The 24273-nt window shown below is 72.4% G+C and carries 24 protein-coding genes; 8 read left to right on the forward strand and 16 right to left on the reverse strand.

Features of this window, described 5'->3' with window-relative positions; translation table 11 throughout:
* Window positions 1-109 precede the first annotated feature (109 nt).
* Window positions 110-2164, reverse strand: a complete 2055-nt coding sequence (locus tag ACQKM2_RS09580) for an APC family permease (protein WP_427708078.1) — start codon at window positions 2162-2164, stop codon at window positions 110-112.
* A 211-nt stretch (window positions 2165-2375) separates the two neighbouring features.
* Between ACQKM2_RS09580 and ACQKM2_RS09585 the strand changes: the two genes are divergently transcribed.
* Window positions 2376-3044 (forward strand): potassium channel family protein, encoded by a 669-nt coding sequence (locus ACQKM2_RS09585; RefSeq protein WP_358891940.1) that lies wholly within the window; start codon window positions 2376-2378, stop codon window positions 3042-3044.
* Window positions 3041-3703: a potassium channel family protein gene (locus ACQKM2_RS09590; RefSeq protein WP_007267059.1), complete on the forward strand. Its 663-nt coding sequence runs from the start codon at window positions 3041-3043 to the stop codon at window positions 3701-3703. Before ACQKM2_RS09585 ends, ACQKM2_RS09590 begins: the two co-directional genes overlap by 4 nt.
* An 83-nt stretch (window positions 3704-3786) precedes the next feature.
* On the opposite strand, the gene ACQKM2_RS09595 is transcribed toward ACQKM2_RS09590, so the two are convergent.
* From ACQKM2_RS09595 to ACQKM2_RS09625, 7 genes are all read right to left on the reverse strand, one after another.
* Entirely contained in the window at window positions 3787-4569 is a 783-nt protein-coding gene (locus ACQKM2_RS09595; protein WP_427708080.1) for a DUF3159 domain-containing protein, read from the reverse strand.
* A 3-nt stretch (window positions 4570-4572) separates the two neighbouring features.
* Window positions 4573-4992, reverse strand: a complete 420-nt coding sequence (locus ACQKM2_RS09600; protein ID WP_007267057.1) for an OB-fold nucleic acid binding domain-containing protein — start codon at window positions 4990-4992, stop codon at window positions 4573-4575.
* A gap of 43 nt (window positions 4993-5035) precedes the next feature.
* Window positions 5036-5722 (reverse strand): response regulator, encoded by a 687-nt coding sequence (locus ACQKM2_RS09605; protein ID WP_427708082.1) that lies wholly within the window; start codon window positions 5720-5722, stop codon window positions 5036-5038.
* The gene (locus ACQKM2_RS09610) at window positions 5719-8304 is read right to left on the reverse strand and encodes a DUF4118 domain-containing protein (protein ID WP_427708084.1); all 2586 of its coding nucleotides are present in this window, start codon (window positions 8302-8304) and stop codon (window positions 5719-5721) included. Before ACQKM2_RS09610 ends, ACQKM2_RS09605 begins: the two co-directional genes overlap by 4 nt.
* Window positions 8305-8481: 177 nt before the next feature.
* Window positions 8482-9258 (reverse strand): DUF3710 domain-containing protein, encoded by a 777-nt coding sequence (locus ACQKM2_RS09615; RefSeq protein ID WP_427708086.1) that lies wholly within the window; start codon window positions 9256-9258, stop codon window positions 8482-8484.
* Window position 9259: 1 nt separating this feature from the next.
* Complete coding sequence (gene dut, locus ACQKM2_RS09620) at window positions 9260-9796, reverse strand: dUTP diphosphatase (protein ID WP_007267052.1); 537 nt, start codon at window positions 9794-9796, stop codon at window positions 9260-9262.
* Window positions 9796-10380, reverse strand: a complete 585-nt coding sequence (locus tag ACQKM2_RS09625; RefSeq protein ID WP_427708088.1) for a PaaI family thioesterase — start codon at window positions 10378-10380, stop codon at window positions 9796-9798. Before ACQKM2_RS09625 ends, dut begins: the two co-directional genes overlap by 1 nt.
* Window positions 10381-10438: 58 nt before the next feature.
* Here ACQKM2_RS09625 and ACQKM2_RS09630 point away from each other — a divergent pair, with 58 nt between their 5' ends.
* On the forward strand, window positions 10439-10909 hold the full coding sequence (locus ACQKM2_RS09630) for a DUF3093 domain-containing protein (RefSeq protein WP_427708090.1): 471 nt from the start codon (window positions 10439-10441) through the stop codon (window positions 10907-10909).
* 36 nt (window positions 10910-10945) lie between these two features.
* Here the strand turns inward: ACQKM2_RS09630 and ACQKM2_RS09635 are convergent, their stop codons facing one another.
* The 4 genes from ACQKM2_RS09635 to ACQKM2_RS09650 form a co-directional block, all read right to left on the reverse strand.
* Window positions 10946-11884 (reverse strand): hypothetical protein, encoded by a 939-nt coding sequence (locus ACQKM2_RS09635; protein ID WP_427708092.1) that lies wholly within the window; start codon window positions 11882-11884, stop codon window positions 10946-10948.
* 2 nt (window positions 11885-11886) lie between these two features.
* The gene (locus ACQKM2_RS09640; protein ID WP_007267048.1) at window positions 11887-12183 is read right to left on the reverse strand and encodes a DUF4193 domain-containing protein; all 297 of its coding nucleotides are present in this window, start codon (window positions 12181-12183) and stop codon (window positions 11887-11889) included.
* A gap of 385 nt (window positions 12184-12568) precedes the next feature.
* Window positions 12569-13813 carry a sensor histidine kinase gene (locus ACQKM2_RS09645; RefSeq protein WP_427708094.1) on the reverse strand — a complete coding sequence of 415 codons (1245 nt, stop codon included), beginning with the start codon at window positions 13811-13813 and terminating at the stop codon, window positions 12569-12571.
* A 4-nt stretch (window positions 13814-13817) separates the two neighbouring features.
* Window positions 13818-14471, reverse strand: coding sequence for a response regulator transcription factor (locus ACQKM2_RS09650; RefSeq protein ID WP_007267046.1), 654 nt, complete (start codon window positions 14469-14471; stop codon window positions 13818-13820).
* Between the two features lie 296 nt (window positions 14472-14767).
* Between ACQKM2_RS09650 and ACQKM2_RS09655 the strand changes: the two genes are divergently transcribed.
* Window positions 14768-14935 (forward strand): hypothetical protein, encoded by a 168-nt coding sequence (locus ACQKM2_RS09655; RefSeq protein ID WP_164720975.1) that lies wholly within the window; start codon window positions 14768-14770, stop codon window positions 14933-14935.
* Between the two features lie 88 nt (window positions 14936-15023).
* On the opposite strand, the gene ACQKM2_RS09660 is transcribed toward ACQKM2_RS09655, so the two are convergent.
* On the reverse strand, window positions 15024-15827 hold the full coding sequence (locus ACQKM2_RS09660; RefSeq protein ID WP_427708097.1) for an inositol monophosphatase family protein: 804 nt from the start codon (window positions 15825-15827) through the stop codon (window positions 15024-15026).
* 9 nt (window positions 15828-15836) lie between these two features.
* Window positions 15837-17003, reverse strand: coding sequence for a ferrochelatase (locus ACQKM2_RS09665; protein WP_427708099.1), 1167 nt, complete (start codon window positions 17001-17003; stop codon window positions 15837-15839).
* A gap of 168 nt (window positions 17004-17171) precedes the next feature.
* On the opposite strand from ACQKM2_RS09665, the gene ACQKM2_RS09670 reads away from it, so the two are divergent.
* Window positions 17172-18431: an MFS transporter gene (locus ACQKM2_RS09670; RefSeq protein WP_427708101.1), complete on the forward strand. Its 1260-nt coding sequence runs from the start codon at window positions 17172-17174 to the stop codon at window positions 18429-18431.
* Window positions 18379-19710 (forward strand): D-arabinono-1,4-lactone oxidase, encoded by a 1332-nt coding sequence (locus tag ACQKM2_RS09675; protein ID WP_427708103.1) that lies wholly within the window; start codon window positions 18379-18381, stop codon window positions 19708-19710. The genes ACQKM2_RS09670 and ACQKM2_RS09675 overlap by 53 nt, the downstream gene beginning before the upstream one ends.
* A 7-nt stretch (window positions 19711-19717) precedes the next feature.
* Here the strand turns inward: ACQKM2_RS09675 and ACQKM2_RS09680 are convergent, their stop codons facing one another.
* Window positions 19718-20545 (reverse strand): hypothetical protein, encoded by an 828-nt coding sequence (locus tag ACQKM2_RS09680; protein ID WP_427708105.1) that lies wholly within the window; start codon window positions 20543-20545, stop codon window positions 19718-19720.
* A gap of 532 nt (window positions 20546-21077) precedes the next feature.
* Here ACQKM2_RS09680 and sepH point away from each other — a divergent pair.
* Complete coding sequence (gene sepH, locus ACQKM2_RS09685) at window positions 21078-22109, forward strand: septation protein SepH (RefSeq protein ID WP_427708107.1); 1032 nt, start codon at window positions 21078-21080, stop codon at window positions 22107-22109.
* Between the two features lie 44 nt (window positions 22110-22153).
* Here sepH and ACQKM2_RS09690 read toward each other — a convergent pair whose 3' ends face one another.
* Window positions 22154-22987 (reverse strand): sulfurtransferase, encoded by an 834-nt coding sequence (locus ACQKM2_RS09690; RefSeq protein WP_427708108.1) that lies wholly within the window; start codon window positions 22985-22987, stop codon window positions 22154-22156.
* Window positions 22988-23163: 176 nt separating this feature from the next.
* Here ACQKM2_RS09690 and ACQKM2_RS09695 point away from each other — a divergent pair, with 176 nt between their 5' ends.
* A complete protein-coding gene (locus ACQKM2_RS09695; protein WP_427708110.1) occupies window positions 23164-23955 on the forward strand; it encodes a VOC family protein in 792 nt (263 codons plus the stop codon).
* Window positions 23956-24273: the final 318 nt, after the last annotated feature.

Raw genomic sequence — 24273 nt, forward strand, 5'->3', positions numbered from 1 at the left:
GGGAGACTCCAAGGGAAGTGGATCAAAAGGGAACGGCCGGAGGACCGACCCACCAGTTTACGTGGGTCTCCTCCGGCCGTTCGCCATCGGCTCCGCAGCGTCTCCGCGGCTACTTGCCCGCCGGGTCCTTCTGGCGCTGCCTCGGCGTGTCGACGGGGCCGCGGCGCACCGCGCCCGGGGCGTTCCACTCCTGGCGCTTCTTCGCCCGCCGCTTGGCGAGCTCCGAGGATTCCAGCTGGTAGGGCACCGAGGTGACCATCACGCCGGGCGTGAACAGCAGCCGGCCCTTGAGGCGCAGCGCGCTCTGGTTGTGCAGGAGGTGCTCGTACCAGCGTCCGACGACGTACTCGGGGATGTAGACGCTGACCGCGTCGCGCGGGTTCTCGCTGCGCAGCCCCTTCACGTACTCGACCACGGGCCGGGTGATCTCGCGGTAGGGCGAGTCGAGGATCTTCAGCGGGACGTTGATCCCGCGCCGCTCCCACTCGGCCCGCAGCGCCTTGGTCTCGGCCTGGTCGACGCTGATGCTGAGCGCCTCCAGGGTGTCCGAGCGGGTCAGCTTGGCGAAGGCCAGGGCGCGCAGGGTCGGCTTGTGGACCTTGGAGACCAGGACGATCGAGTGGACCCGGGAGGGGCGCACGCTGTCGTCGCTGGGGCCCTCGTCGGCGGCGATCTCGGCGGCGACGCGGTCGTAGTGCTTACGGATCGCGGTCATGGTGCCGTAGAAGATCAGCATGCCCAGCAGGGCGACCCAGGCGCCGTGGGTGAACTTGGTGGCGAGGACGACGACCAGCACCATGCCGGTGAAGAAGGCGCCGAAGGTGTTGATCGCCCGGGAGCGGATCATCCGGCGGCGTGCGGCCTGGTCGCGCTCGGTCTTCAGGTGGCGGTTCCAGTGCCGGACCATGCCGATCTGGCTCAGCGTGAAGGAGACGAACACGCCCACGATGTAGAGCTGGATCAGCTTGGTGGAGTCGGCGTCGTAGATCCACACCAGCAGTATGGCCGCGCCGGCGAGCAGCACGATGCCGTTGGAGAAGGCGAGCCGGTCGCCGCGGGTGTGCAGCTGGCGCGGCAGGTAGCGGTCCTGGGCGAGGATCGAGCCGAGCAGCGGGAAGCCGTTGTAGGCGGTGTTGGCGGCCAGGAACAGGACGAGGGCCGTGGCGGCGGCGAGCAGCACGAACAGGAAGCTGCCGTTGCCGAAGACGGCCTCGGCGACCTGGGAGATCACCGGGTGCTGGACGAAGCCGTCGCCGACCGGGACGCCGTTCTCCAGCAGGTTGGTGGCGGGGGCCTCGGCCATCTTCACGTCGGTGGCCATGGCCAGGCCGATGATCCCGCAGAACATGGTCACGGCCAGGCCGCCCATGAGGGCGAGGGTGGTGGCGGCGTTCTTGCTCTTGGGCTTGCGGAAGGCCGGCACGCCGTTGCTGATCGCCTCGACACCGGTCAGGGCGGCGCAGCCGGAGGAGAAGGCGCGCAGCAGCAGGAAGACCAGCGCGAAGCCGGCCAGCCCCTGGTGCTCGGCCTTGATCTCCAGGTGGGCGGTCGGGGCCTCCATCGTGTCGCCCATCACGAGGCCGCGCCAGGCACCCCACGCGATCATCACGAACACGGCGCCGACGAACACGTACGTCGGGATGGCGAAGAGCTTCCCGGATTCCTTCACTCCGCGCAGATTCATCAGCGTGAGCAGCAGAATCATGACGATCGCCGAGAGCACCTTGTGCTCGATGACGAAATCGACGGCGGAGCCGAGATTCTCGACGCCGGAGGAAATGGAGACGGCGACGGTGAGGACGTAGTCGACGAGCAGGGCGCTCGCCACCGTGAGGCCGGCCTGCGGTCCGAGGTTGGTGTTGGCGACCTCGTAGTCACCGCCGCCGCTGGGGTAGGCGTGGACGTTCTGCCGGTAGGAGGCGACCACGGTGAACATCAGCACGACGACCGCGACCGCGATCCATGGGCTGAAGTGGTACGCCGACACACCCGCGATGGACAGGACCAGCAGTACTTCGCCAGGGGCATATGCCACTGAGGAGAGCGGGTCGGATGCGAACACGGGAAGGGCGATCCGCTTGGGGAGGAGCGTTTCCCCGAGGCGGTCGCTGCGCAGCGCCCGGCCGATCAGGATCCGTTTGGGCACGTCGGTCAGTTTGGACACGCAGAGGATCGTAAGCGTTCGAAATGTGGCTGACGAACCCCCTGCCCCCAATCCGCACCAATGCGCCTCCAATGAAGCACCTGCGGGACCCCTAAACGGTCACACTGGTGACCGCCCGTGTGTAGCTTGGGCCATGGTCTGAGACCCTGATTAGCCAGAGCATGCAATGAGGCTGGGAACCAGCGAGCAGCTGTCAGCCGGAAGGACGGCCGTGCACATCGTCATTATGGGCTGCGGAAGGGTGGGCTCCGCCCTCGCGCAGACCTTGGAACAGCAGGGGCATACGGTCGCCGTGGTCGACCAGGACCCCACCGCATTCCGCCGGCTCGGTGCCTCGTTCGGCGGCCGCCGCGTCACCGGTGTCGGCTTCGACCAGGACACGCTGCGGGAGGCGGGGATCGAGGAGGCGGGTGCTTTCGCCGCCGTCAGCAGTGGTGACAATTCCAACATCATCGCGGCCCGCGTGGCCCGCGAGATGTTCGGCGTGGAGAACGTCGCCGCCCGGATCTACGACCCCAAGCGCGCCGAGGTGTACCAGCGCCTCGGGATCCCCACCGTCGCGACCGTGCGGTGGACCGCCGACCAGATGCTGCGCCGGCTGCTCCCCTCGGGAGCGGAGCCGCTGTGGCGTGACCCGAGCGGCGGGGTGCAGCTCGCGGAGGTGCACACCTCCGCGGCCTGGATCGGTCACAAGGTCAGCAAACTGCAGGAGGAGACCGGCGTCCGTGTCGCGTTCCTCACCCGCCTGGGCGAGGCGATGCTGCCGACTTCGCAGACCGTCCTCCAGGAGGGCGACCTCGTCCACGTGATGATGCGCACGGACGAGATCGACAAGGTCGAGGCGGCCTTCGCCGAGGGCCCCGAGGAGGCACACGCATGAGGGTCGCGATCGCCGGAGCCGGGGCCGTGGGCCGCTCCATCGCGGGCGAGCTGCTGGAGAACGGCCACGAGGTGCTCCTCGTGGACAAGGCGCCGACCGCCATCTCGGTGGAGCGGGTGCCGCAGGCGGAGTGGCTGCTGGCCGACGCCTGCGAGATCACCTCGCTCGACGAGGCGGCGCTGCAGCGCTGCAACGTGGTCATCGCCGCGACGGGCGACGACAAGGTGAACCTGGTCGTCTCGCTGCTGGCGAAGACCGAGTACGGGGTCCCGCGCGTGGTGGCGCGCGTGAACAACCCGAAGAACGAGTGGCTCTTCAACGAGTCCTGGGGTGTCGACGTCGCGGTGTCCACGCCGCGCCTGATGTCGGCCCTGGTCGAGGAGGCCGTCAGCGTCGGCGACCTGGTGCGGCTGCTGCGCTTCAGCCACGGCGACGCGAACCTCGTGGAGCTGACCCTGTCGGCCGACTCCTCGGTCGCCGGCACCCAGATCAGCGAGATCTCCTGGCCGGAGGACACCTCCCTGGTCACGATCATCCGCGGCAACCGGGTGCTCACCCCGCACGGCGAGGAGACCCTGGAGCCGGGCGACGAGCTCCTCTTCGTGGCCGCCCAGGCCCGCGAGGAGCAGCTGGAGGACCTCCTCCAGGCCCGTCACTAGCCGGCGGCGCACACGAAGAAGGGGCGGGGCGGCCATCCCGGCCGCCCCGCCCCTTCTCCCGCGTCTCAGACGTCTCAGGCGTCTCAGACCCGCTTGTGGCGGCCGGACTGCCCCGGCTGGGCCGACTGCCCGGCCTGTGCCTCCTTCGCGGCGGCCTTCGCGGCCTCCTGCGCGGCCTCCTCGGCCTCGTACTCGGCGATCACGTCGATCGGCGGCGGAGCCTTCGCCAGGAAGACCCAGGTGAAGTACACGGCCAGCACCATCGGCGGGAGCTTGAGCGCGATCAGCACCCAGCCGAGCTGCGTCGCGTCACCCCACCAGTACAGCGGGAAGATGATCGCGTACTTGGCGAGGAAGATGAGCCCCCACGCGAGGCTGGCCTTCACGTACGCCTTCTTGCGCCCCGGGTTGCGCGTGCGCCAGGACAGGTTCTCCTTGAACACCGGCCCGAGGATCACGCCCAGCAGCGGGAAGCCCGCCAGCGCCGAGAGCGTGAAGGCCAGGCCCAGGCAGACCCCGTAGATCATGCCCGGCAGGTAGAAGCCCTTCGGGTCGCCCGTGAACAGGGCGAAGGCCACGCCCAGACCCACCCCGAAGACCCCGCTGAAGGCGTGCTTCACGGTGTCCTTGCGCAGCAGCCGCACGATCACCAGCAGTACGGCGACCCCGCCCGCGGCGATGGCGGAGGACTTCACGTCCTTGTTGATCGTGTAGATCATCACGAAGAGCAGGCCGGGGAGCATCGTCTCCACGGTGCCCCGGACGCCGCCGAAGGCGTCGAAGAGCGCTGCCTGCGTGACCGCGCTCTGGTCGTCGGCGGGCGCGGCGCCCGGCTCCGGCGTGGTCGGCTTGTCGAGTGGCGTCACCGGTCAGTGCTCCTGTCCGAGCGGGCGGAGTTCGTACTTCGGGTTGAAGAGCACCCGGCGGCCGTGGCTCATCGAGACGCGGCCCGAAGCGATCATGCGCCGCCCGGGTTCGATTCCCACGATCGAGCGACGGCCGAGCCAGACCACGTCCAGCGCGGCGGAGCCGTCGAACAGCTCGGCCTCCAGGGCGGGCACCCCCGCCCGGGGCCGGAGGGTGACGGTGCGCAGCGTGCCGGTCACCTTCACTATCTGACGGTCGTGGCAGTCGCAGATCCGCGTGCACCCCGCGGCTTCTGCGTCCTCCTGCAGTTCCGCCGAATGCAGCTCCTCCTGGGAGGTGGACAGCCGCTCTATCATCCGGCGGAACCGGCCCGCCGGCCTGGCCGGTTTCGCGGGCTTCTCGGGACGCGGTTCAGCACTCATACCGGAAGCGTACCGGCGCCCCCGCCGCCTCTCGAAGCCCCCGCTACTTCTCGAAGCGGTACCCCATGCCCGGTTCGGTGATGAAGTGCCGGGGGTGCGAGGGGTCCGCCTCCAGCTTGCGGCGCAGCTGGGCCATGTAGACCCTCAGGTAGTTGGTCTCGGTCCCGTAGGAGGGCCCCCAGACCTCCTGGAGCAGCTGCTTCTGGCTGACCAGCTTCCCGCCGTTGCGCACCAGCACCTCCAGCAGGTGCCACTCGGTGGGGGTGAGGCGTACGTCGCGCCCCTCGCGCACCGCCTTCTTGGCCGCGAGGTCCACCGTGAAGCCCTCGGTGGAGACGACCACCTCGTCCTCGCCGGTCCCGGCGGACGGCTCGGCCCGGCGGACGGCGGCGCGCAGCCGGGCCAGCAGCTCGTCCATGCCGAAGGGCTTGGTGACGTAGTCGTCGGCGCCCGCGTCGAGGGCCTCGACCTTCTCGTCGGAGCTGTGCCGGGCCGAGAGCACCAGGATCGGCACCCGCGTCCAGCCGCGCAGGCCCCGGATGACCTCGACCCCGTCCATGTCGGGCAGGCCGAGGTCGAGGACGACCACGTCGGGGTGGCGGGCGGCCGCGAGCTCCAGGGCGCCCGCCCCGTCGGCGGCCGCGTCGACCTCGTACTTGCGCGCCTTGAGGTTGATCACGAGGGCTCGGACGATCTGCGGCTCGTCGTCCACCACGAGCACCCGGGTCATCGGGGACCTGCTTTCTGTCGTTCGGCGGGGAGGTCCCCGGCTTCGGTCGGTTCGGTTCCGGCGGGTTCCGGCGGGCCGCCGCGGGCCGCCGCCCGGAGGGTGAGCACCATGGTCAGCCCGCCCCCGGGAGTGTCCTCGGCGGCGAGCGTGCCGTCCATGGCCTCGGCGAAGCCCCTGGCCACCGCGAGCCCCAGGCCCACGCCGGCGCCGCGCGGGGCGTCGCCGTGCCGCTGGAAGGGGGCGAATATCCGGTCCTTGGCCTCGTCGGGGACCCCGGGCCCGCGGTCGACGACGCGCACCTCGACCCGGTCTCCGAGGAAGCTGGCCGCGACCAGGACCCGCTCTCCGGCGGGACTGTACTTGACGGCGTTCTCCACCACGTTGGCCACGGACCGCTCCAGCAGTCCCGGGTCCACGGCCACCATCGGCAGGCTCTCCGGCACGTCGAGCAGCACGCTGTCCTCCGGTACGCCGCCCAGGGCCATCGGGACCACCTCGTCGAGGTCGATCTCCCGGATCAGCGGGGTCACGGTGCCGGTCTGGAGCCGGGACATGTCCAGCAGGTTGCCGACCAGGTGGTCGAGCCGGTCGGCGCCCTCCTCGATCCCGGCCAGCAGCTCGGCCCGGTCCTCCTCGGACCACTCCACGTCGTCGGAGCGCAGGGAGCTGACGGAGGCCTTGATGGAGGCCAGGGGCGTACGCAGGTCATGGCTGACGGCGGCCAGCAGGGCGGTCCGGATCCGGTTGCCCTCGGCCAGCCGGCGCGCCTCCTCGGCCTCCCCCACGAGCCGCTGCCGGTCCAGCACGACGGCGGCCTGCGCGGCGAAGGCGCCGAGCACGCGGCGGTCCTCGGCGGGCAGCACCCGCCCGGACAGGGCCAGGGCCATGTGGTCGCCGATCGGCATGTCCACGTCGGCGTCCTCGGGCCGGGCGGCCGGGCGGGGCCCGACGCTGCCGGCCGGGGTCCAGGGCTCCAGCTCGCCGGCCCGCTCCAGCAGGGCCACCGACTCCATCGCGAAGGTCTCGCGCACCCGCTCCAGCAGCGCGTCCAGGGCGGTCTCGCCGCGCAGCACGCTCCCGGCCAGGGTGGACAGGATCTCGGACTCGGCCCGCAGCCGGGCGGCCTGGTGGGTGCGCCGGGCGGCGAGGTCCACCACCGAGGCCACCGAGACGGCCACTCCGAAGAACACGGCGATGGCCATGATGTTCCTGGGGTCGGAGACGGTGAACCGGTGCACCGGCGGCGCGAAGAAGTAGTTCAGCAGCAGCGACCCGAAGGCCGCCGAGGCCAGCGCCGGCCAGAGCCCGCCCAGCAGGGCGGACGCGACCGTCAGCGCCAGGAAGAGCAGCATGTCGTTGGCGAGGCCGGGATCGGCGTCGATGTTGGTCAGCAGCGTGCACAGCAGCGCGGGGAAGACCACGCCGACCACCCAGCCGGCCACGATCCGGGGCCGGCCGAGCCGGGCCGCCGAGCGGGCCACGGGCAGCCCCCGGCCCCGGGCCACCTCCTCGTGGGTGACGATGTGCACGTCGAGGTCGGGGCCGGAGTCGCGGGCGACGGTGGCGCCCACGCCGGGCCCCAGCACGTACTGCCAGGCCTTGCGGCGGCTGGAGCCGAGCACGATCTGGGTGGCGTCGACGCCGCGGGCGAAGGCGAGGAGGGAGTCGGGGACGTTGTCGCCGATCACATGATGAAACGTTCCGCCAAGATCCTCGACCAGGGTCCGCTGCACCGCGAGCTCCTTGGGCGAGGCCGAGGTCAGCCCGTCGCTGCGGGCGATGTAGACGGCGAGGACCTCGCTGCCGGAGCCCTTGGCCGCCATCCGGGCCGCCCTGCGGATGAGGGTGCGCCCCTCGGGGCCGCCGGTGAGGCCCACCACGATCCGCTCACGGGCCTGCCAGGCCGAGCGGATGCCGTGGTCGCCCCGGTACTGCTGGAGGTACTCGTCGGCCCGGTCGGCGACCCACAGCAGCGCGAGCTCGCGCAGTGCGGTCAGGTTGCCCGGCCGGAAGTAGTTCGACAGGGCCGCGTCGACCTTGTCCGGCTGGTAGATGTTGCCGTGCGCCATGCGCCGGCGCAGCGCCTGCGGGGACATGTCGACCAGCTCTATCTGGTCGGCCCGCCGCACCACCTCGTCCGGCACGGTCTCGCGCTGGCGCACCCCGGTGATCTTCTCCACCACGTCCCCGAGGGACTCCAGGTGCTGGATGTTGACGGTGGTCACCACGTCGATCCCGGCGCGCAGCAGCTCCTCCACGTCCTGCCAGCGCTTCGCGTTGCGCGAGCCGGGGACGTTCGTGTGCGCGAGCTCGTCCACCAGGGCCACGTCGGGGCGGCGGGCGAGCAGCGCGTCCACGTCCATCTCGGTGAAGGCGGCGCCCCGGTGCGAGAGCTCCCGCCTGGGCACCTGTTCGAGGCCGTGCAGCATCACCTCGGTGCGCGGCCGCCCGTGGTGCTCGACGAAGCCGACGACGCAGTCGGTGCCGCGTTCCACCCGGCGGTGGCCCTCCGAGAGCATGGCGTACGTCTTGCCCACTCCGGGTGCCGCGCCGAGATGGATCCTTAGCCTTCCGCGTCCCATGCGCTCATTCTCGGGGACGTTCCCGCTGTTCACGCACCGGAAGGGCGTCCACCGGACATCTCTGACGCATCCCTGACGCACGCGCCCGCGCCCCGGGCGCGCGAAGGCCCGCGGGCCCGCCCCCCTTACGGGGGAACGGGACCCGCGGGCCGGAGGAAACCCTTCGCGGGGTCCGGGTCAGCGGACCTCGGTGATCTCCGGGCCGCGCTCCAGCTGGCCCATGCCGCCGGAGAAGCGCGAGCCCTCCTGCTCCTCGGCCGTCTGCACGCCGTCCGGCACCATCTGGGCGTCGTTCGGCAGCTTCAGGACGATCGGGTCGCGCGGGGCCATCGGGCCGTCGCCGCGGACGACGACGGTCTCCCGGAAGATCTGCTCTAGCACGCCGGCCGACTCGGGGCGCACCGCGCCCTGGCCGGAGATGACGCCGCGCAGGAACCAGCGCGGGCCGTCGACGCCGACGAAGCGCACCAGCTGGGCACCGGTCTGGCCGTCGGGCAGCGGTACGGGGACCTGCGCGCGCAGCTCCCAGCCCAGCGGGCCGTCGACCTCGTCGATGATGCCGCCCTGCTGGGTGATGCCCGAGGCGATCTCGTCGCGGACCTCGCCCCAGATGCCCTCCTTCTTGGGGGCGGCGAAGGCCTGCAGCTGCACGGCGCTGTCGTTCAGGACGACCGTGGCGGCCACGATCGCGTCACCCGCGACCTCGACGCGCAGCTCCATGCCCTCGACGCCGGGCACGAGGATGCCGCCCAGGTCGACCCGGCCGTCGGCCGGGTTGCCGAGCACCTCGGAGACGTCCCAGGGGCCGTCGGGCCGCGGGGCGGGGGGCAGGTTGAGCCTGCGGGGCGCGACGGAGTCGTCGCCGGCCTGCTCGTCGGCAGCCACGCCGTTCACGACCTGCTCGGCCGCGCCGCCGTCATGGGCGGAGTCGTTCTTCTTGCGACGTCCGAACACGTCACTGTCCTTCCCGGTCGGATACGACCGAAGCGTAGCCATTCCCACCCTGCTGACCAGCCCCGGATCCGGCCACGGCCGCATGGCCGCCGGTGGAGCCGAACCCCCCGTCGGCCCGGGCCGAGCCGGGAAGCTCCGCCACCTCGTGGAAGCGCACCTTCTCGACCCGCTGGACAACCAGCTGGGCAATGCGGTCGAATCGCTCGAACCGGACGCTCTCGCGCGGGTCGAGATTGACCACGATCACCTTGATCTCCCCACGGTACCCGGCATCCACCGTCCCGGGGGCATTCACGAGCGCGAGCCCGCAGCGGGCAGCCAGGCCCGAGCGCGGGTGCACGAAGGCCGCGTACCCGTCGGGCAGGGCGATGGAGACGCCCGTGGGCAGCACGGCCCGCTCCCCCGGCTCCAGCTCGGCGGCCACGGTGGTCACCAGGTCGCAGCCGGCGTCGCCGGGGTGGCCGTAGGCGGGGATGGGCACCTCGGGGTCGACGCGGCGGATCAGCACGTCGACGGGCGCATGGGTGTTCTGGGACATCAGGGGTTCACCTCGAAGGCGCGTGCGCGCCTGACCTGGTCCGGGTCGGACATCGCCGCCCGGATCTCCTCGGGCCGACCGTTGTCGATGAAGTGGTCGACCTTCACCTCGATGAAGAGCGCGTCCGCGCGGACGGCGACGGGGCCGTCCGGGCCGCCTATCCGGCCCACGGCGGTGGAGTAGATCTTCCGGCCGGCAACGGCGGTGACCTCGGCCTCCAGGTACAGCACGGTGTCCACGGGCACGGGCCGCACGAAGTCGGTCTCCAGCCGGCCGGTCACCGCGATGACGCGCAGCAGCCAGTTCAGGGAGCCCAGCGTCTCGTCGAGCGCGGTGGCCAGGACGCCTCCGTGCGCGAGACCGGGTGCGCCCTGGTGGGCGGGCCTGACGGTGAACTCGGCCGTGACGCGTACGCCCTCGCCCGCCCGCGCCTCCAGGTGGAGCCCGTGCGGCTGGCCCCCGCCGCAGCCGAAACAGTGTTCGTAGTGCGCGCCGAGGAGCTCCCCGGGCGCGGGGGCACCGGGGTGCCGGACCGGTGCGGAGGCATCGGCCGGGGGCGTCAACGCCGTGTTTCGTCCACTCACAGGCGCTGACCTTACCCGCGCGGCTACCCGCCGGTCGCCCCGTGGGAGGCTAGGCCCCATGCAGCCCTCCCCCGCGCACCACGACGAACGACTCTCCGCGCCCCGCTCCTGGTGGGGCATAACGGCCCTGGCCGGCCTGGCGTGCGCGCTGATGCTGCTGCCGCTCGGCACCCTGCCGCTGCTGGCGGGGCTGGTCGGCGGCGCCGCGCTGACGGGGATGCTGGTGAGTTCGTACGGCTCCGCGCGCGTGCGCGTGGTGAACGGCGCGCTCGCGGCCGGCGACGCCCGGATCCCGGTGACGGCCCTGGGCGAGCCCGAGGTGCTGGAGGCGGAGGAGGCGCGCGCCTGGCGCACGTACAAGGCCGACGTCCGGGCCTTCATGCTGATGCGCAGCTACGTCCCCACGGCGGTCCGGATCGAGGTCACCGACCCGGCGGACCCGACCCCGTACGTGTACGTCTCCACGCGCGAGCCCCAGGCCCTCGCGGCGGCCGTCCGCGCGGCGAAGGCAGCCGCGGCGAAGGCCTGATCCGGGGGCCTGGTCCGGCAGGCAGGTTCGGGGGGCTCAGCCGCCGTCCGGGCGGCGCCCCTCAAGAGCGGCCCTGGTGGCCTCGGGAAGGGCTCCGGAGGGGCGTTCCAGGGGCGGCAGGGCGGGGAGGGCGTCCCAGGGCACGGCGCGGCTCCGCAGGTCCTTACGGACCTTCTCGGCGAGTTTCCTGGTGTCCCGGCGGTTCATCACGGCTCCGACGGCGGCGCCGACCATGAACGGCATGAGGTTCGGCAGGTTGCGGAACATCCGCTTCATGATCTGCTGGCGCAGTTCGCGCTTCATCTGCCCGCCGAGCGCCGCGTTCAGCGTGGTCGGCTTGGTCAGGTCGATCCCGCGCTCCTCGGTCCAGGAGGTCAGGTAGGCGAAACTGCGGTCCTTCATGCCGCCCGGCGGGCGCTGCCCGTAGACCTCGTGCAGCTCGGCGATGAGCTTCAGCTCGATCGCGGCGACCCCGGTGATCTCCGCGGCCAGCTCGGCCGGCATCGCGGGCGGGACCGGCAGCATGGCCGCGGCGCCGATGCCGGCGCCCACGGTCGAGGTGCCGTTGGCGGCCCCGGTGATCAGCTTGTCGGCCAGCTGGTCGGGACCGAGGTCCGGGAACTGCGCCCGCAGGGTCGCGAGGTCCCGTACCGGAACGCGCGGGGCGTTCTCGATGATCAGGTCGGCGATGTACAGGGCGGCGGCTTTCGCGCTCTCGCCGCCCTTGCGCACACCGTTCTTGACGGCTTGCATCCGACGCGCCCCGGGCCTGCCCCGGGACTCCTCGTCCGCCACTGCGGCCGACGGCACCGCCTCGGCGGTGTCGGACGGCACCACAGTCGTACCGAAGACGTGGTCACCGGCGTCCGCGGGGCCCGTTTCCGGGCCCGTGGTCACCGCGCGAACCTGCGCCTCCGGATCGCCGGACTTCCGGAAGCGTCGCTTCCGAAAGGGCGTCGAGCCGCTCGCGGCCATCCTCAGTCGCAGTCGCGGCAGATCGGCTGACCGTTCTTCTCGCGCGCCAGCTGGCTGCGGTGGTGCACCAGGAAGCAGCTCATGCAGGTGAACTCGTCGGCCTGCTTGGGCAGCACCCGGACGGCCAGCTCCTCGTTGGAGAGGTCGGCACCCGGGAGCTCCAGGCTCTCAGCGCCGTCGAAGTCCTCGATGTCGACGCTGGAAGTGACCTTGTCACTGCGCCGGGCCTTGAGCTCTTCGATGCTGTCGTTGTCGACGTCGTCGTCGGTCTTGCGTGGGGTGTCGTAGTCCGTTGCCATTTTTTTCGCTCTCCCCCTCTGGGATTTAGCGGTGTCTCAGCGCACGTAACGCGCGAGAGGCCGGACTTGTGCCCGACCTGAGGCGGAGATTTTGCCTCACATCAAGGTCTGTTACTCAATCGACACCCAGCCGCTTACCCGAAGGGCTCCGTGGCCGGGATGTCGAGCGGGACCGTACACGGTCGGGGGGCCGTCATGCACGAACGCCACCCCGTGTATTTCCCGCCATCCGGGGGGCCGGAAACCCGGACTTCCCGGGCTTTCCGGCCACCTTGGGGTCACAGAACGCGCATGGCCCGCCACTCGACACTGTGATCGATCACACAGGAAGGGCCCTCTGCGACCGCTGCCGCGTTCCGCTGACGGCGAACAGGGCCCGGGCGGATCAAAGGGGCAACGTGACACGCATCACGAGGCCACCGCCCTCGCGGGGCGTCGCGAGGATGCGGCCGCCGTGTGCGCGCGCCACGGAGCGCGCGATCGACAGGCCGAGCCCCACACCCTTGTCGCTGCCCGTTCGCTCGGTACGCAGCCGTCTGAAGGGCTCGAAGAGGCTGTCCACCTCGTACGCGGGAACCACGGGACCCGTGTTCGAGACGACGAGCACCGCCTGGCCGTGCTGCGCCTCGGTCGTGACCTCCACCCAGCCGCCCTCCGGCACGTTGTACCGGACGGCGTTCTGCACCAGGTTGAGGGCGATCCGCTCCAGCAGGACGCCGTTGCCCTGGATCACCGCCAGCGCGCGCTCGCCGCGGATCTCCACGCCCTTGGCGAGTGCCTCGCCCCGGGCCTGGTCGATGGCGCGGGAGGCGACCTCGGCGAGGTCGACCGGTTTGCGCTCGACGATCTGGTTCTCGCTGCGGGCCAGCAGCAGCAGGCCCTCGACCAGCTGCTCGCTGCGCTCGTTGGTGGCCAGCAGCGTCTTGCCCAGCTGCTGGAGCTCCACCGGCGCTCCGGGGTCCGAGAGATGGACCTCCAGCAGCGTCCGGTTGATCGCCAGGGGGGTCCGCAGCTCGTGCGAGGCGTTGGCCACGAAGCGCTGCTGGGCGGTGAAGGCCCGCTCCAGGCGGTCGAGCATCTCGTCGAAGGTGTCGGCGAGCTCCTTCAGCTCGTCGTCCGGCCCGTCCAGCTCGATCCGCCGGGTCAGGTCGGAGCCGACCACCCGGCGGGCGGTGCGGGTGATCTTGCCCAGCGGCGAGAGCACCCGGCCGGCCATCGCGTAGCCGAAGGCGAAGGCGATGACGCTGAGGCCCAGGAGGGCCATCAGCGACCGGCTGAGCAGGTCGTCCAGGGCGTGCTTGCGCTGGTCGAGGATGCACTGCGCGATCGCGGCGTTGAACTGGTCGATCGACTGGTCGATGCCCACGCCGGAGCAGGTGGTGCTGGAGACCTCGACCTTCTGGCCCCCGACGATCTTGAAGGGGAGCGCGTTGCCCTCCCTCAGGGCCTGGGCGGCCAGCAGGTAGATGATCGACAGCAGCAGGATCCCGGCGATCAGGAACATGCCGCCGTACAGCAGCGTGAGCCTTATCCGGATGGTCGGCCGCAGCCAAGGGAAGGGACCCTCGGGCTGGCCGGGGTCCCAGGTCGGTTTCGGTGGCGCCGCGGGCGGCGCCGGGGTCGAGGCCACCGGATCAGATCCGGTAGCCGGAGCCGGGCACGGTCACGATGACGGGCGGCTCCCCGAGCTTGCGGCGCAGGGTCATGACGGTCACCCGGACCACGTTGGTGAACGGGTCGGTGTTCTCGTCCCAGGCCTTCTCCAGCAGCTGCTCGGCGGACACCACGGTCCCCTCGCTGCGCATGAGCACCTCCAGCACCGCGAACTCCTTCGGCGCCAGCTGCACCTCGCGGCCCTCGCGGAACACCTCACGGCGGTTCGGGTCCAGCTTGATGCCTGCCCGCTCCAGGACGGGCGGGAGCGCGACGGTGGTACGCCGCCCGAGGGCGCGCACGCGGGCGGTCAGCTCGGTGAAGGCGAAGGGCTTGGGCAGGTAGTCGTCGGCCCCGAGCTCCAGGCCCTCGACGCGGTCGCTGACGTCGCCGGAGGCGGTGAGCATGAGCACGCGCGTGGGCATGCCCAGCTCGATGATCTTCCGGCAGACGTCGTCGCCGTGCACCAGCGGAAGGTCCCGGTCGAGCACGACCACGTCGTAGTCGTTCACCCCGACGCGCTCCAGCGCCGCGGCGCCGTCGTACACGACGTCCACGGCCATGGCCTCCCGGCGCAGGCCCGTGGCCACCGCATCGGCGAGCAGCTGCTCGTCCTCGACGACGAGTACGCGCACGTCGTTTCCTTCCTTCGAGCCCTTCAGGGCACACGTGTATTGCGCCTCCATCCTGCCGGTTTCGGCCGTAAACCGGCTGTAAGGCGCCCCTGGGGGGCCTTCCGGGGCCCTCCTGGGGCGTGCGTACGGCGTGGAAGCGGGGTGTGGGCGCGGTGGAAGTGAGGATTCCCTCGCCTTACGAGGTTTCTGGGCCCAGGGTGCCGGGGAGGACGAGGAGCACACCCCAACCACACCCTGAAGCGGCGGACTGCTCCGTGCTCTCCGCCGTCGACCCACGCAGAGGGGGCGCACCCACCATGGACGCATTCACCGCGGGTCTCCTGCAGCGCATCAAGGCCACGCAGTCGGACCTCAGCAAGGCCCGTGAGACGGGCGACGACTACCTCGCGGATGTGGAACAGGCCGAACTGGAGGATCTCCAGCGGCTCGCCGCAGAACACGGCGTACCGGTTTCCGCCGCCTGACCCGACGGCAGCACCTCCGAGCTCACAGCGCACCCACCGGGCCCCGGCCGCCGAGAGGCGGCCGGGGCCCGGTGCCGTCGGCGCCGCGTCAGTCGTGCCAGGCCCCGGCTTCGTCCAGGAGCAGCTGGAGCGGGGCGAAGACCGCCGGGGTGGCCGCCAGCGCCAGCTCTCCGGAAGCCGGCTCCGAGGGCCGCCCTCCGGTCAGGGCGCCCGCCTCGCGGGCGATCAGCTCGCCCGCCGCCAGGTCCCAGGGGTTCAGTCCGCGCTCCCAGTACCCGTCGAGGCGGCCCGCGGCGACGTCGCACAGGTCGAGCGCCGCCGAGCCGCCGCGCCGGATGTCACGCACCACGGGGATGATCCGCGCGGCGACCTCGGCCTGGTGGGCCCGCCTGGTCTGGAGGTACCCGAAGCCGGTGGCGATCAGCGCCCGGTCCAGCGGCGCGTCCGGCCGGCAGGCCAGCCGGGCGGTGCCCGACCAGGCCCCGCCGCCCAGCACCGCGTGGTAGGTCTCCCCGCGCATCGGCGCCGCCACGACGCCCACCACGGTCTCGCCCCGGTACTCGGCCGCGATGGACACGCCCCAGCTCGGGAGCCCGTAGAGGTAGTTCACGGTGCCGTCCAGCGGGTCGACGACCCAGCGGACTCCGCTCGTGCCGGGGCTGTCCGCGCCCTCCTCGCCCAGCAGCCCGTCCGCGGGCCGGCGCTCGGCGAGGATGCCGGTGATCAGCTTCTCGGCGGCGATGTCCATCTCGGTCACCACGTCGATCGGGCTGCTCTTGGTCGCGGCCACCGCCAGATCGGCCGGCCGGCCGTCGCGCAGCAGCGCCCCGGCCCGCCGGGCGGCCTCCTGGGCCACGTCCAGCAGTTCGGCCTTCAGGTCTTGCGGGATCACGCTTTCCCCCTACGCGTACGGGCTGTCCGTGCCGGCGGCCGCCGGCCGGGGTGCGCGGGCCGGGCAGCAGCCCACCGCGCACAGGTCGTGGCTCTGCCCCAGCGTGCCCACCCAGCACTCCACGGGGTGCTCCCCGCGCTCGCGGGCGGCGCGCTCCAGCACGAGTTCGCGTACCGCGGCGGCGAAGCGCGGGTCGGCGCCCACGGTCGCGGAGCGCTCGGCGGGCAGGCCCAGTTCGGCCGCCTTCGCCTTCGCCTCGGTGTCGAGGTCGTAGAGGACCTCCATGTGGTCGGAGACGAAGCCGATCGGCACCATGACCACGGCGGGCGCGCCGTCGGCGTGCAGGGCCTCCAGGTGGTCGCAGATGTCCGGCTCCAGCCACGGGATGTGCGGGGCGCCGCTGCGGGACTGGTAGACGAGCTGCCAGGGGTGCGCGGTGCCGGTCTCCGCCGCCACGGCGTCGGCGATGACGCGGGCCACGTCGAGGTGCTGCTTGACGTAGGCCCCGCCCCCGCCGGCCCCGGTGTGGTCCTCGACCGGGCCGGAGGTGTCGGCCGCGGAGTCGGGGATGGAGTGGGTGGTGAAGGCCAGCCGGGCCCCGTCCCGGACCTCGGCGGGCAGGGCCGCGAGCGAGGCCAGCACCCCGTCGGTCATGGGCCGCACGAAGCCGGGGTGGTTGAAGTAGTGCCGCAGCTTGTCCACGCGCGGCAGCTCCAGGCCCTCCTCCTCCAGGGCGGCCAGGGCGTCGGCGAGGTTCTCGCGGTACTGGCGGCAGCCCGAGTAGGAGGCGTACGCGCTGGTGGCGAGGACGGCGATGCGGCGGCGGCCGTCGCGCACCATCTCCCGCATCACGTCGGTCAGGTACGGGGCCCAGTTCCGGTTGCCCCAGTAGACCGGCAGGTCCAGCCCGTGCTCGGCGAAGTCCTTGCGCAGGGCGTCCAGCAGCTCGCGGTTCTGCGCGTTGATCGGGCTGACCCCGCCGAAGCCGAAGTAGTGCTGCCCGACCTCCTTGAGCCGCTCGCGCGGGATGCCCCGGCCGCGCGTGACGTTCTCCAGGAACGGCACGACGTCGTCGGGCCCCTCGGGGCCGCCGAAGGACAGCAGCAGCAGGGCGTCGTAGGGGGCGGCGAGGCCTTCGGCCGCGGGCGCTTCGGGGGCACGGAGCTGGTCTGACATGCCTCGAATCCTGCCACCCGGGGTCCGCCGGGGAGAACCGGCCGGTCCGCATCCCGGACGCGGCGTAGGTAAGGTGACCCTAAGTTGAAGCGTTGATTTTTCCCCATGCGGGCGCCTTGTCGGCAGTCGTAACCTGTATGGGCCTCTGACGTCCCTTACGGAGCGACCTTGTCCAGTCCCTACCGCGCGATCTTCGCGGCCCCCGGCACCAAGGGGTTCAGCGCCGCCGGCCTCATAGGCCGGCTGCCGATATCCATGGTCGGCGTCGGCATCCTCACGATGATCTCGGAGATGACCGGCCGCTACGCGATGGCGAGCGCCCTCACCGGCACCCTGGCCCTCGCCGCCGCGTTCATCGGCCCCCTGGTCTCCCGCCTGGTCGACCAGTACGGGCAGCGGCGGGTCCTGCGCCCCGCGACCCTGGTCTCCACCGCGGCCGTCACCGGCCTGGTGCTGGCCGCCGCGAACGGCCTGCCCGACTGGACCCTCTTCGTCTTCGCCGCCGTCGCCGGCTGCGTGCCGAGCGTCGGCTCCATGGTCCGCGCCCGCTGGACCGAGCTCTACCGCGACTCCCCGCGCGAGCTGCACACCGCGTACTCCTTCGAGTCCGTGATCGACGAGGTGTGCTTCATCTTCGGCCCGATCCTCGCCATCGGACTGTCCACCACCTGGTTCCCCGAGGCCGGGCCGGTCATCGCGGCCGGCTGCCTGCTCGTCGGGGTCTGGCTGCTCACCGCCCAGCGCTCCACCGAGCCGGCCCCGCACCCGCGCAGCCCCGACGCGGACCGCGCCTCGGCCCTGCGCTCCCCCGGACTCCAGGTGCTGACGGCCACCTTCGTGGCGACCGGCGCGATCTTCGGCTCCATCGACGTGTCCACGCTGGCCTTCGCCGAGGAGCAGGGCAGCAAGTCCTCCGCCAGCTTCATCCTGGCGATCTGGGCGGCGGGGTCCTGTATCGCCGGAATCGTCTTCGGCCTGCTGCACCTCAAGGGCAAGGCCGAACGCCGCTGGGTACTGGGCATATGTGCGATGGCCGTGAGTATGATCCCCCTCCTACTGGCCGGGAACCTTCCGTTTCTGGCCGTGGCGCTCTTCGTCTCGGGCCTCGCCATCGCTCCCACGATGATCACCACGATGGCCCTGATCGAATCGCACGTACCACGCGCGAAGCTCACCGAGGGCATGACCTGGATCAGCACCGGCCTGGCGGTCGGGGTCGCGGTCGGCTCCTCGGTGACCGGTCTGGTCATCGACGCGGCCGGGGCCCAGCGCGGGTTCGTGGTCTCGATCTCCTCGGGAGTGGCCGCGGCGGCGGTGGCGTTCGCGGGTTACCGCCGGCTGACGAGGCCGGCGCAAGGGGAGGAGCCTGCCAGCGATGGCGACGTCGGGGACAGCAGCAGCGAAGAACGCACCGGCCACGTGGCGTAACTGGGCGGGCAACGTCCGCGCCACGCCCGCGCGCGTGGTGACTCCGGCCTCGGTCGGGGAGCTCCAGGAGGCGGTCCGCCGGGCCGCCGAGGAAGGGCTGCGGGTGAAGGCGGTCGGCACCGGCCACTCCTTCACCGCGGCGGCCGCGACCGACGGGGTGCTCGTACGGCCGCAGGCGCTCAGCGGGATCCTGTCGCTCGACCGGGCCGCGGGCACCGTCACCGTGGCGGCGGGCACCGCCCTCAAGGACCTGAACCGGGACCTGGCCCGGCAGGGCCTCTCGCTCGCCAACATGGGCGACATCATGGAGCAGACGGTCTCCGGCGCCACCGGCACCGGCACGCACGGCACCGGCCGCGACTCGGCCTCCATCTCCGCCCAGATCCGCGCGCTGGAGCTGGTCACGGCGGACGGCAGGCTGATGACCTGCTCGGAGAAGGAGAACCCCGAGGTCTTCGCGGCGGCCCGGATCGGCATCGGCGCCCTCGGCGTCGTCACCTCGATCACCTTCGCGGTGGAGCCGCTCTTCCTCCTGACCGCCCGCGAGGAGCCCATGCGCTTCGACCGGGTGACCGCCGAGTTCGACCAGCACGTCGCGGAGAACGAGCACTTCGAGTTCTACTGGTTCCCGCACACCGGCAACTGCAACACCAAGCGCAACAACCGCAGCCAGGGCCCCGCCGCCCCGCCCGGCGCGGTCAGCGCCTGGATCGAGGACGAGCTGCTCTCCAACGGCCTCTTCCAGGCGGTCAACTCCCTGGGCCGCGCCGTCCCGGCGGCCATCCCCTCGATCGCCCGCGTCGCCAGCCGCGCCCTGTCGGCGCGCACCTACACGGACATCCCGTACAAGGTGTTCACCAGTCCGCGCCGGGTGCGGTTCGTGGAGATGGAGTACGCCCTTCCGCGCGAGCGGGCGGTCGAGGCGCTGCGGGAGCTGAAGGCCATGGTCGACCGCTCGGGCCTGCGGATCAGCTTCCCGGTGGAGGTGCGCACGGCTCCGGCGGACGACATCACCCTGTCCACCGCCTCGGGGCGGGAGACGGCGTACGTCGCGGTGCACATGTACCGGGGCACCCCGTACCAGGCCTACTTCACGGCGGCCGAGCGGATCTTCACCGCCCACGGGGGCCGGCCGCACTGGGGCAAGGTGCACAGCCGGGACGCGGAGCAGCTCGCCGAGGTCTACCCGCGCTTCGCCGAGTTCACCACGGTGCGCGACCGGCTGGACCCTGACCGGCTGTTCGGCAACGACTACCTGCGGCGGGTCCTCGGGGACTGACCCCCGCTCAAGAGGCGCTGGGCGACGGCTCGCGGCCGCCTCCCGCGCCGCCGGAGGCCGGGGTCGGGCCGGGGTCGGGGCTCTGCCCCGAGGGGGTCGGGGCGGGCGTCGGCGCCGTCGGCCCCTTCGACCCGGAAGGGGCGGGGCCGGGGGACGGGTCCTGGCCGGTGCCCGAGCGGGAGGGGCTCGGGGAGGTCCCGGAACCGGGCGTCTTCCCGTCCGTCCCCGGGGTGCCGCTCCGGCCCTGCTCGCCGCCGGACCGCCCCTTGCCGTCCGTCCCGCCCCCGCCGTTCCCGTCCGGGTCCCGCTTCGACGGGGCGGGCTTGTGGTCGGGGGCGGTGCGGGAGCCGCCCGACAGGAGGGTGCGGCCGTCGCTGCTGACGGAGGTGCCCGCGAAGGCCTCGTAGGTCCCGAGGCCGCCGAGGGCGAGGGCGAAGGCGGCGCCGGAGGCCACCGCCGTGCGCTTCCAGCCCCGTACGCGGGTGCCGTGCACGGTGGCCTCGCCGAACTCCCCCGGCGCCGGGGCCGCGGGGTCCGGCTCCCCGCCGGGCGGCGGGACCTGACGGGCCCTGGGGCGGGCGCTCTCGCGGAGCTGGTCGCCGGTGCGGCGGAACAGGTGCTGGATGACGGGCCCGCCGGCGGTGGCGACCACGCTGACCACGCCCGCGCCGAGGATGGTCCCGTAGACGCCCATCTTCGAGGCGAGCAGGGCGGCCGCGACGGTGGCGAGGGAGCTGCCCGCGACCTGGGCCACGCTCAGGTCGAGCTTCCTGCGCCCCTGTTCCTCCGGGTTCGCCGCGTCCGCCGCGTCCGCCGCCTTCTGACCCATCGCCATCCCCTGTGTGTCCCGCCTCTCGCGCCTCTCCTCTTCCAGCAGTTACTGACCTCTGAGCGAAATGGAAAGTTCCGTTTCTGCGGATTCTGTGAAGCAGGACACCCCGAAACGGCCCTGTCCGCAGGTGGACCCGGATGCCGACCCGATTCCGGGCAGGCCAACTCCCGCCGCCCGCGACAAGTTCGGCGGCGCGGCGGTCCACCCGGGTGGCCCGAATGGAGTACTGTGGCGAGCCCTGGGACCGTCCTTCCTTCCGGATGTCCGGACCCGGGAGAGGGGGCCGGCTGATGGAGAAGCGGCACTCAAGACCGGTGATGCCGCGGTATCGCACGGGTTCCTGCTGCGCACAGTAACCACTTGGTCACTGTGCGTGCCCAACAGGTAACCGTGCCATAACGTCGATCAAGGGCGCATGCCCGACACGCCGGTTTAACTCGGCAAGGTTGTGGCAGGCTGCACCCGGGCAGGCCACACTCGACTAGCGGAAGCAGCGACGCACGTGACGTCGGCAGGCACCACCCGGGAGGTCCCCATGCCCGAACTGCGTGTCGTGGCCGTCTCAAATGACGGAACACGACTGGTGCTCAAGGCTGCGGACAGCACGGAGTACACGCTTCCGATCGACGAGCGGCTGCGGGCTGCCGTGCGCAATGACCGCGCGCGCCTGAACCAGATCGAGATCGAGGTGGAGAGCCACCTCCGCCCCCGCGACATCCAGGCCCGCATACGAGCAGGTGCCTCCGCGGAGGAGGTCGCCCAGCTCGCCGGCATCCCGGTCGACCGGGTGCGCCGCTTCGAGGGCCCGGTGCTGGCCGAGCGCGCCTTCATGGCCGAACGCGCCCGCAAGACCCCCGTGCGCCGCCCCGGCGAGAACACCGGACCGCAGCTCGGCGAGGCCGTGCAGGAGCGCCTCACGCTGCGCGGGGCCGACAAGGACTCCGTGCTCTGGGACTCCTGGCGCCGCGACGACGGCACCTGGGAGGTGCTGCTGGTCTACCGGGTGGCGGGCGAACCGCACTCGGCGAGCTGGTCGTACGACCCGCCGCGCCGGCTGGTCGTCGCCGTGGACGACGAGGCCCGCTCCCTGATCGGCGAGGCCGACGACCTGCCCTCCACCCCGGAGCCGAGCTTCCCGTTCGTGCCGAGGATCGCCCGGCTGCCCAGGGACCGGCCGCTGGACCGCGCCCTGGACCGGCAGATCGAACGGCCCGACAGCCGCCCCGCCCCGCCGCCCCCGCCGGAGCCGGAGGAGGAGCGGGACACGCTGACCAGCCTGCTGGAGGCGGTCCCGAGCTTCCGGGGCGACCTGGTGGTGCCGGACCGTACGGAGGCTCCCGCCGAGGAGCAGGAGTCCGCGGAGCCCCCGGCCGCGGCGGCGTCGGCGGGTGCCGGCGCGGCGTACGCGGACGTGCTGATGCCGCGTACGGTGGCGGGCCACCGCGAGCGGCTGACGGGTACCACCGACCGGCAGGCCGAGGCCGACGGGGTCCGGCCGGGGCGCCGGGCGGCCGTGCCCAGCTGGGACGAGATCGTCTTCGGGACCCGGCGCAAGAAGCAGGAGTAGCGCGCGGCGGCGCCCCCGAGGGGGCGCCGCCGGCCGCGTGCGCGTCAGGGGTTGGGGCCGGTGGCCACGGGCCGCTCCGGGTCCGAGGACCACTGCGACCAGCTGCCCGCGTACAGGCCGGCCGGAATTCCCGCCACCTCCAGCGCGAGCACCTCGTGCGCCCCGGAGACCCCGGAGCCGCAGTACACGCCCACCGCGGTGTCCCCCGCGGCGCCGAGCGCCGCGAACCGGGCGCGCAGCTCCCCGGCCGACAGGAACCGCCCGTCCGGGCCGACGTTCTCGGTGGTCGGGGCCGACACCGCGCCCGGGATGTGCCCGCCGACCCGGTCGATCGGCTCGACCTCGCCGCGGTAGCGCTCGCCCGCGCGGGCGTCCAGCAGCAGGCCCGTGCGCGCCAGCGCGGCCGCGTCGTCGGCCTCCAGCAGTCCGAACGCCCCCGGGTTTGGCTTGAAATCGCCCTCGGCGGGCGTCGGCGCGTCGGTGCTGAGCGCGCCGCCCGCCGCCGTCCACGCGGCCAGGCCCCCGTCCAGCACGCGCACGTTCCGGTGACCCGTCCAGCGCAGCAGCCACCAGGCGCGGGCGGCCGCCCAGCCGAGGCCGCCGTCGTACACGACCACCGGCTCGTCCGCGCGCACCCCGGCCCGGCGCATCGCGGCGCCGAAGTCCTCCGGGTCGGGCAGCGGGTGGCGGCCGCCCGCCCCCGGCGGACCTGCCAGTTCGCGGTCCAGGTCGACGTACACGGCGCCGGGCAGGTGCCCGGCTTCGTAGGCGGGGCGCTGGTCGGGGCCGCCCAGCTGCCAGCGGACGTCCAGGAGTGCCGGCGGGCGGGCGCCGGCGAGCTCGCCCCGCAGTTCGGAGGCCGAGAGAATCGCAGTCATGGGCCCATCTTTCTCCCCGCCCTCGAACCCGTGTAACAAGCCCGACATCGACGGGGCGCAGTGATTCGGACATCTCTGTTCCGCGCCCCGGTCACGCGGCCGGTCGGGGCGCACGGGGTGCCGCGGAGTGCAAGCATCTGCGGGGAACAGGGACACGACGGCGGGAGACGGCTGACATGACGGAGGCATCGGGGGCTTCGCGGCGCACGCCCGGCACACCGTGCTGGGTGAGCCTGATGGTGCACGGCCTTGGGAGCACGGAGGACTTCTACGCCGACCTGTTCGGCTGGGAGTACGAGCCCGGCCCCACCCAGTTCGGCCCGAGCGTCCGGGCCTTCCTCGACGGCGAGGCGGTCGCCGGGATCGGCGAGATGCCACCGGACCGCCATCTTCCGGTGGCGTGGACCACGTACTTCGCGACGGACGACGCCGACTGCACCGCCGAGTCCATCCGCTCCTGCGGCGGCACGGTCGCGGTGGGCCCGCTCGACGCGGGGGCGGCGGGACGGATGGCGATCTGCTCCGACCCGCTGGGGGCGATCTTCGGGGTCTGGCAGACGGACGGCCACCCCGCGGCCCGCCGGGCGGGGGCGGCCGGCACCCCGGTGTGGAACGAGCTGCTCACCCAGGAGTCCTCCACGGTCGGCAAGTTCTACGAGCACGTCTTCGGCCACGAGACCGAGCCGCACCCGGACGTCCCGTCCGACTTCGACTACCTGACGCTGCGCCTGGGCGGCCGTCCGGTCGCCGCCGTCCACGGGGTGGGCCGGTCGCTGCCGCACGACCGGGGGCCGCACTGGATGACGTACTTCGAGGTGGCGGACCCCGACGCGGCCGCCGCCCGGGTGGCCGAGCTGGGCGGCCGGGTCGTCGCCCCGCCCCGGGAGCGGATCACGGGCCGGCTGGCCGTGGTCGCGGACCCGGAGGGGGCGGTGTTCGCCCTGGTACGAACGCCCTCGGAGGGCTAGGGCTTGTCGTCAAACTCCCGTCGTCGCCCGGAGGGCGGCCCCGCGGCTCCCCCAGCTACCGCTGGGAGGTGCCCCCAGGTGCGTGCTCTCGGTGCGCCGGGCGGAAGCCCGCGTACTGGAACGTACTTGGCTTTCGCCCGGTGCGGCGAGAGCACGCACCAGGCGTCGCGGGGCTGGGGGCCCCTCCCAGCGGTAGCTGGGGGAGGGAGTTTGACGACAAGCCCTAGTCTTCCGAGTCAGGAATTCTGTTCAGATAGCTGGCGAGGCGTTCGAGGATCTCGTCCGCGGTTCTGGTCCAGACGTAGGGCTTCGGATCGC

Source organism: Streptomyces sp. NPDC004126, from assembly GCF_050275515.1.
Classification (GTDB): domain Bacteria; phylum Actinomycetota; class Actinomycetes; order Streptomycetales; family Streptomycetaceae; genus Streptomyces.

Excerpts from the sequence above, each read along its gene's own strand:
- ACQKM2_RS09695 (WP_427708110.1), top strand. The coding sequence starts at position 23,164 with ATGACGGAGGCATCGGGGGCTTCGCGGCGCACGCCCGGCACACCGTGC.
- ACQKM2_RS09680 (WP_427708105.1), bottom strand. The coding sequence starts at position 20,545 with ATGGCGATGGGTCAGAAGGCGGCGGACGCGGCGGACGCGGCGAACCCG.
- ACQKM2_RS09655 (WP_164720975.1), top strand. The coding sequence starts at position 14,768 with ATGGACGCATTCACCGCGGGTCTCCTGCAGCGCATCAAGGCCACGCAG.
- ACQKM2_RS09610 (WP_427708084.1), bottom strand. The coding sequence starts at position 8,304 with ATGGGACGCGGAAGGCTAAGGATCCATCTCGGCGCGGCACCCGGAGTG.
- ACQKM2_RS09635 (WP_427708092.1), bottom strand. The coding sequence starts at position 11,884 with ATGGCCGCGAGCGGCTCGACGCCCTTTCGGAAGCGACGCTTCCGGAAG.
- ACQKM2_RS09600 (WP_007267057.1), bottom strand. The coding sequence starts at position 4,992 with ATGAGTGCTGAACCGCGTCCCGAGAAGCCCGCGAAACCGGCCAGGCCG.
- dut (WP_007267052.1), bottom strand. The coding sequence starts at position 9,796 with ATGTCCCAGAACACCCATGCGCCCGTCGACGTGCTGATCCGCCGCGTC.
- ACQKM2_RS09640 (WP_007267048.1), bottom strand. The coding sequence starts at position 12,183 with ATGGCAACGGACTACGACACCCCACGCAAGACCGACGACGACGTCGAC.
- ACQKM2_RS09665 (WP_427708099.1), bottom strand. The coding sequence starts at position 17,003 with ATGTCAGACCAGCTCCGTGCCCCCGAAGCGCCCGCGGCCGAAGGCCTC.
- ACQKM2_RS09690 (WP_427708108.1), bottom strand. The coding sequence starts at position 22,987 with ATGACTGCGATTCTCTCGGCCTCCGAACTGCGGGGCGAGCTCGCCGGC.
- ACQKM2_RS09605 (WP_427708082.1), bottom strand. The coding sequence starts at position 5,722 with ATGACCCGGGTGCTCGTGGTGGACGACGAGCCGCAGATCGTCCGAGCC.
- sepH (WP_427708107.1), top strand. The coding sequence starts at position 21,078 with ATGCCCGAACTGCGTGTCGTGGCCGTCTCAAATGACGGAACACGACTG.
- ACQKM2_RS09590 (WP_007267059.1), top strand. The coding sequence starts at position 3,041 with ATGAGGGTCGCGATCGCCGGAGCCGGGGCCGTGGGCCGCTCCATCGCG.
- ACQKM2_RS09675 (WP_427708103.1), top strand. The coding sequence starts at position 18,379 with ATGGCGACGTCGGGGACAGCAGCAGCGAAGAACGCACCGGCCACGTGG.
- ACQKM2_RS09630 (WP_427708090.1), top strand. The coding sequence starts at position 10,439 with ATGCAGCCCTCCCCCGCGCACCACGACGAACGACTCTCCGCGCCCCGC.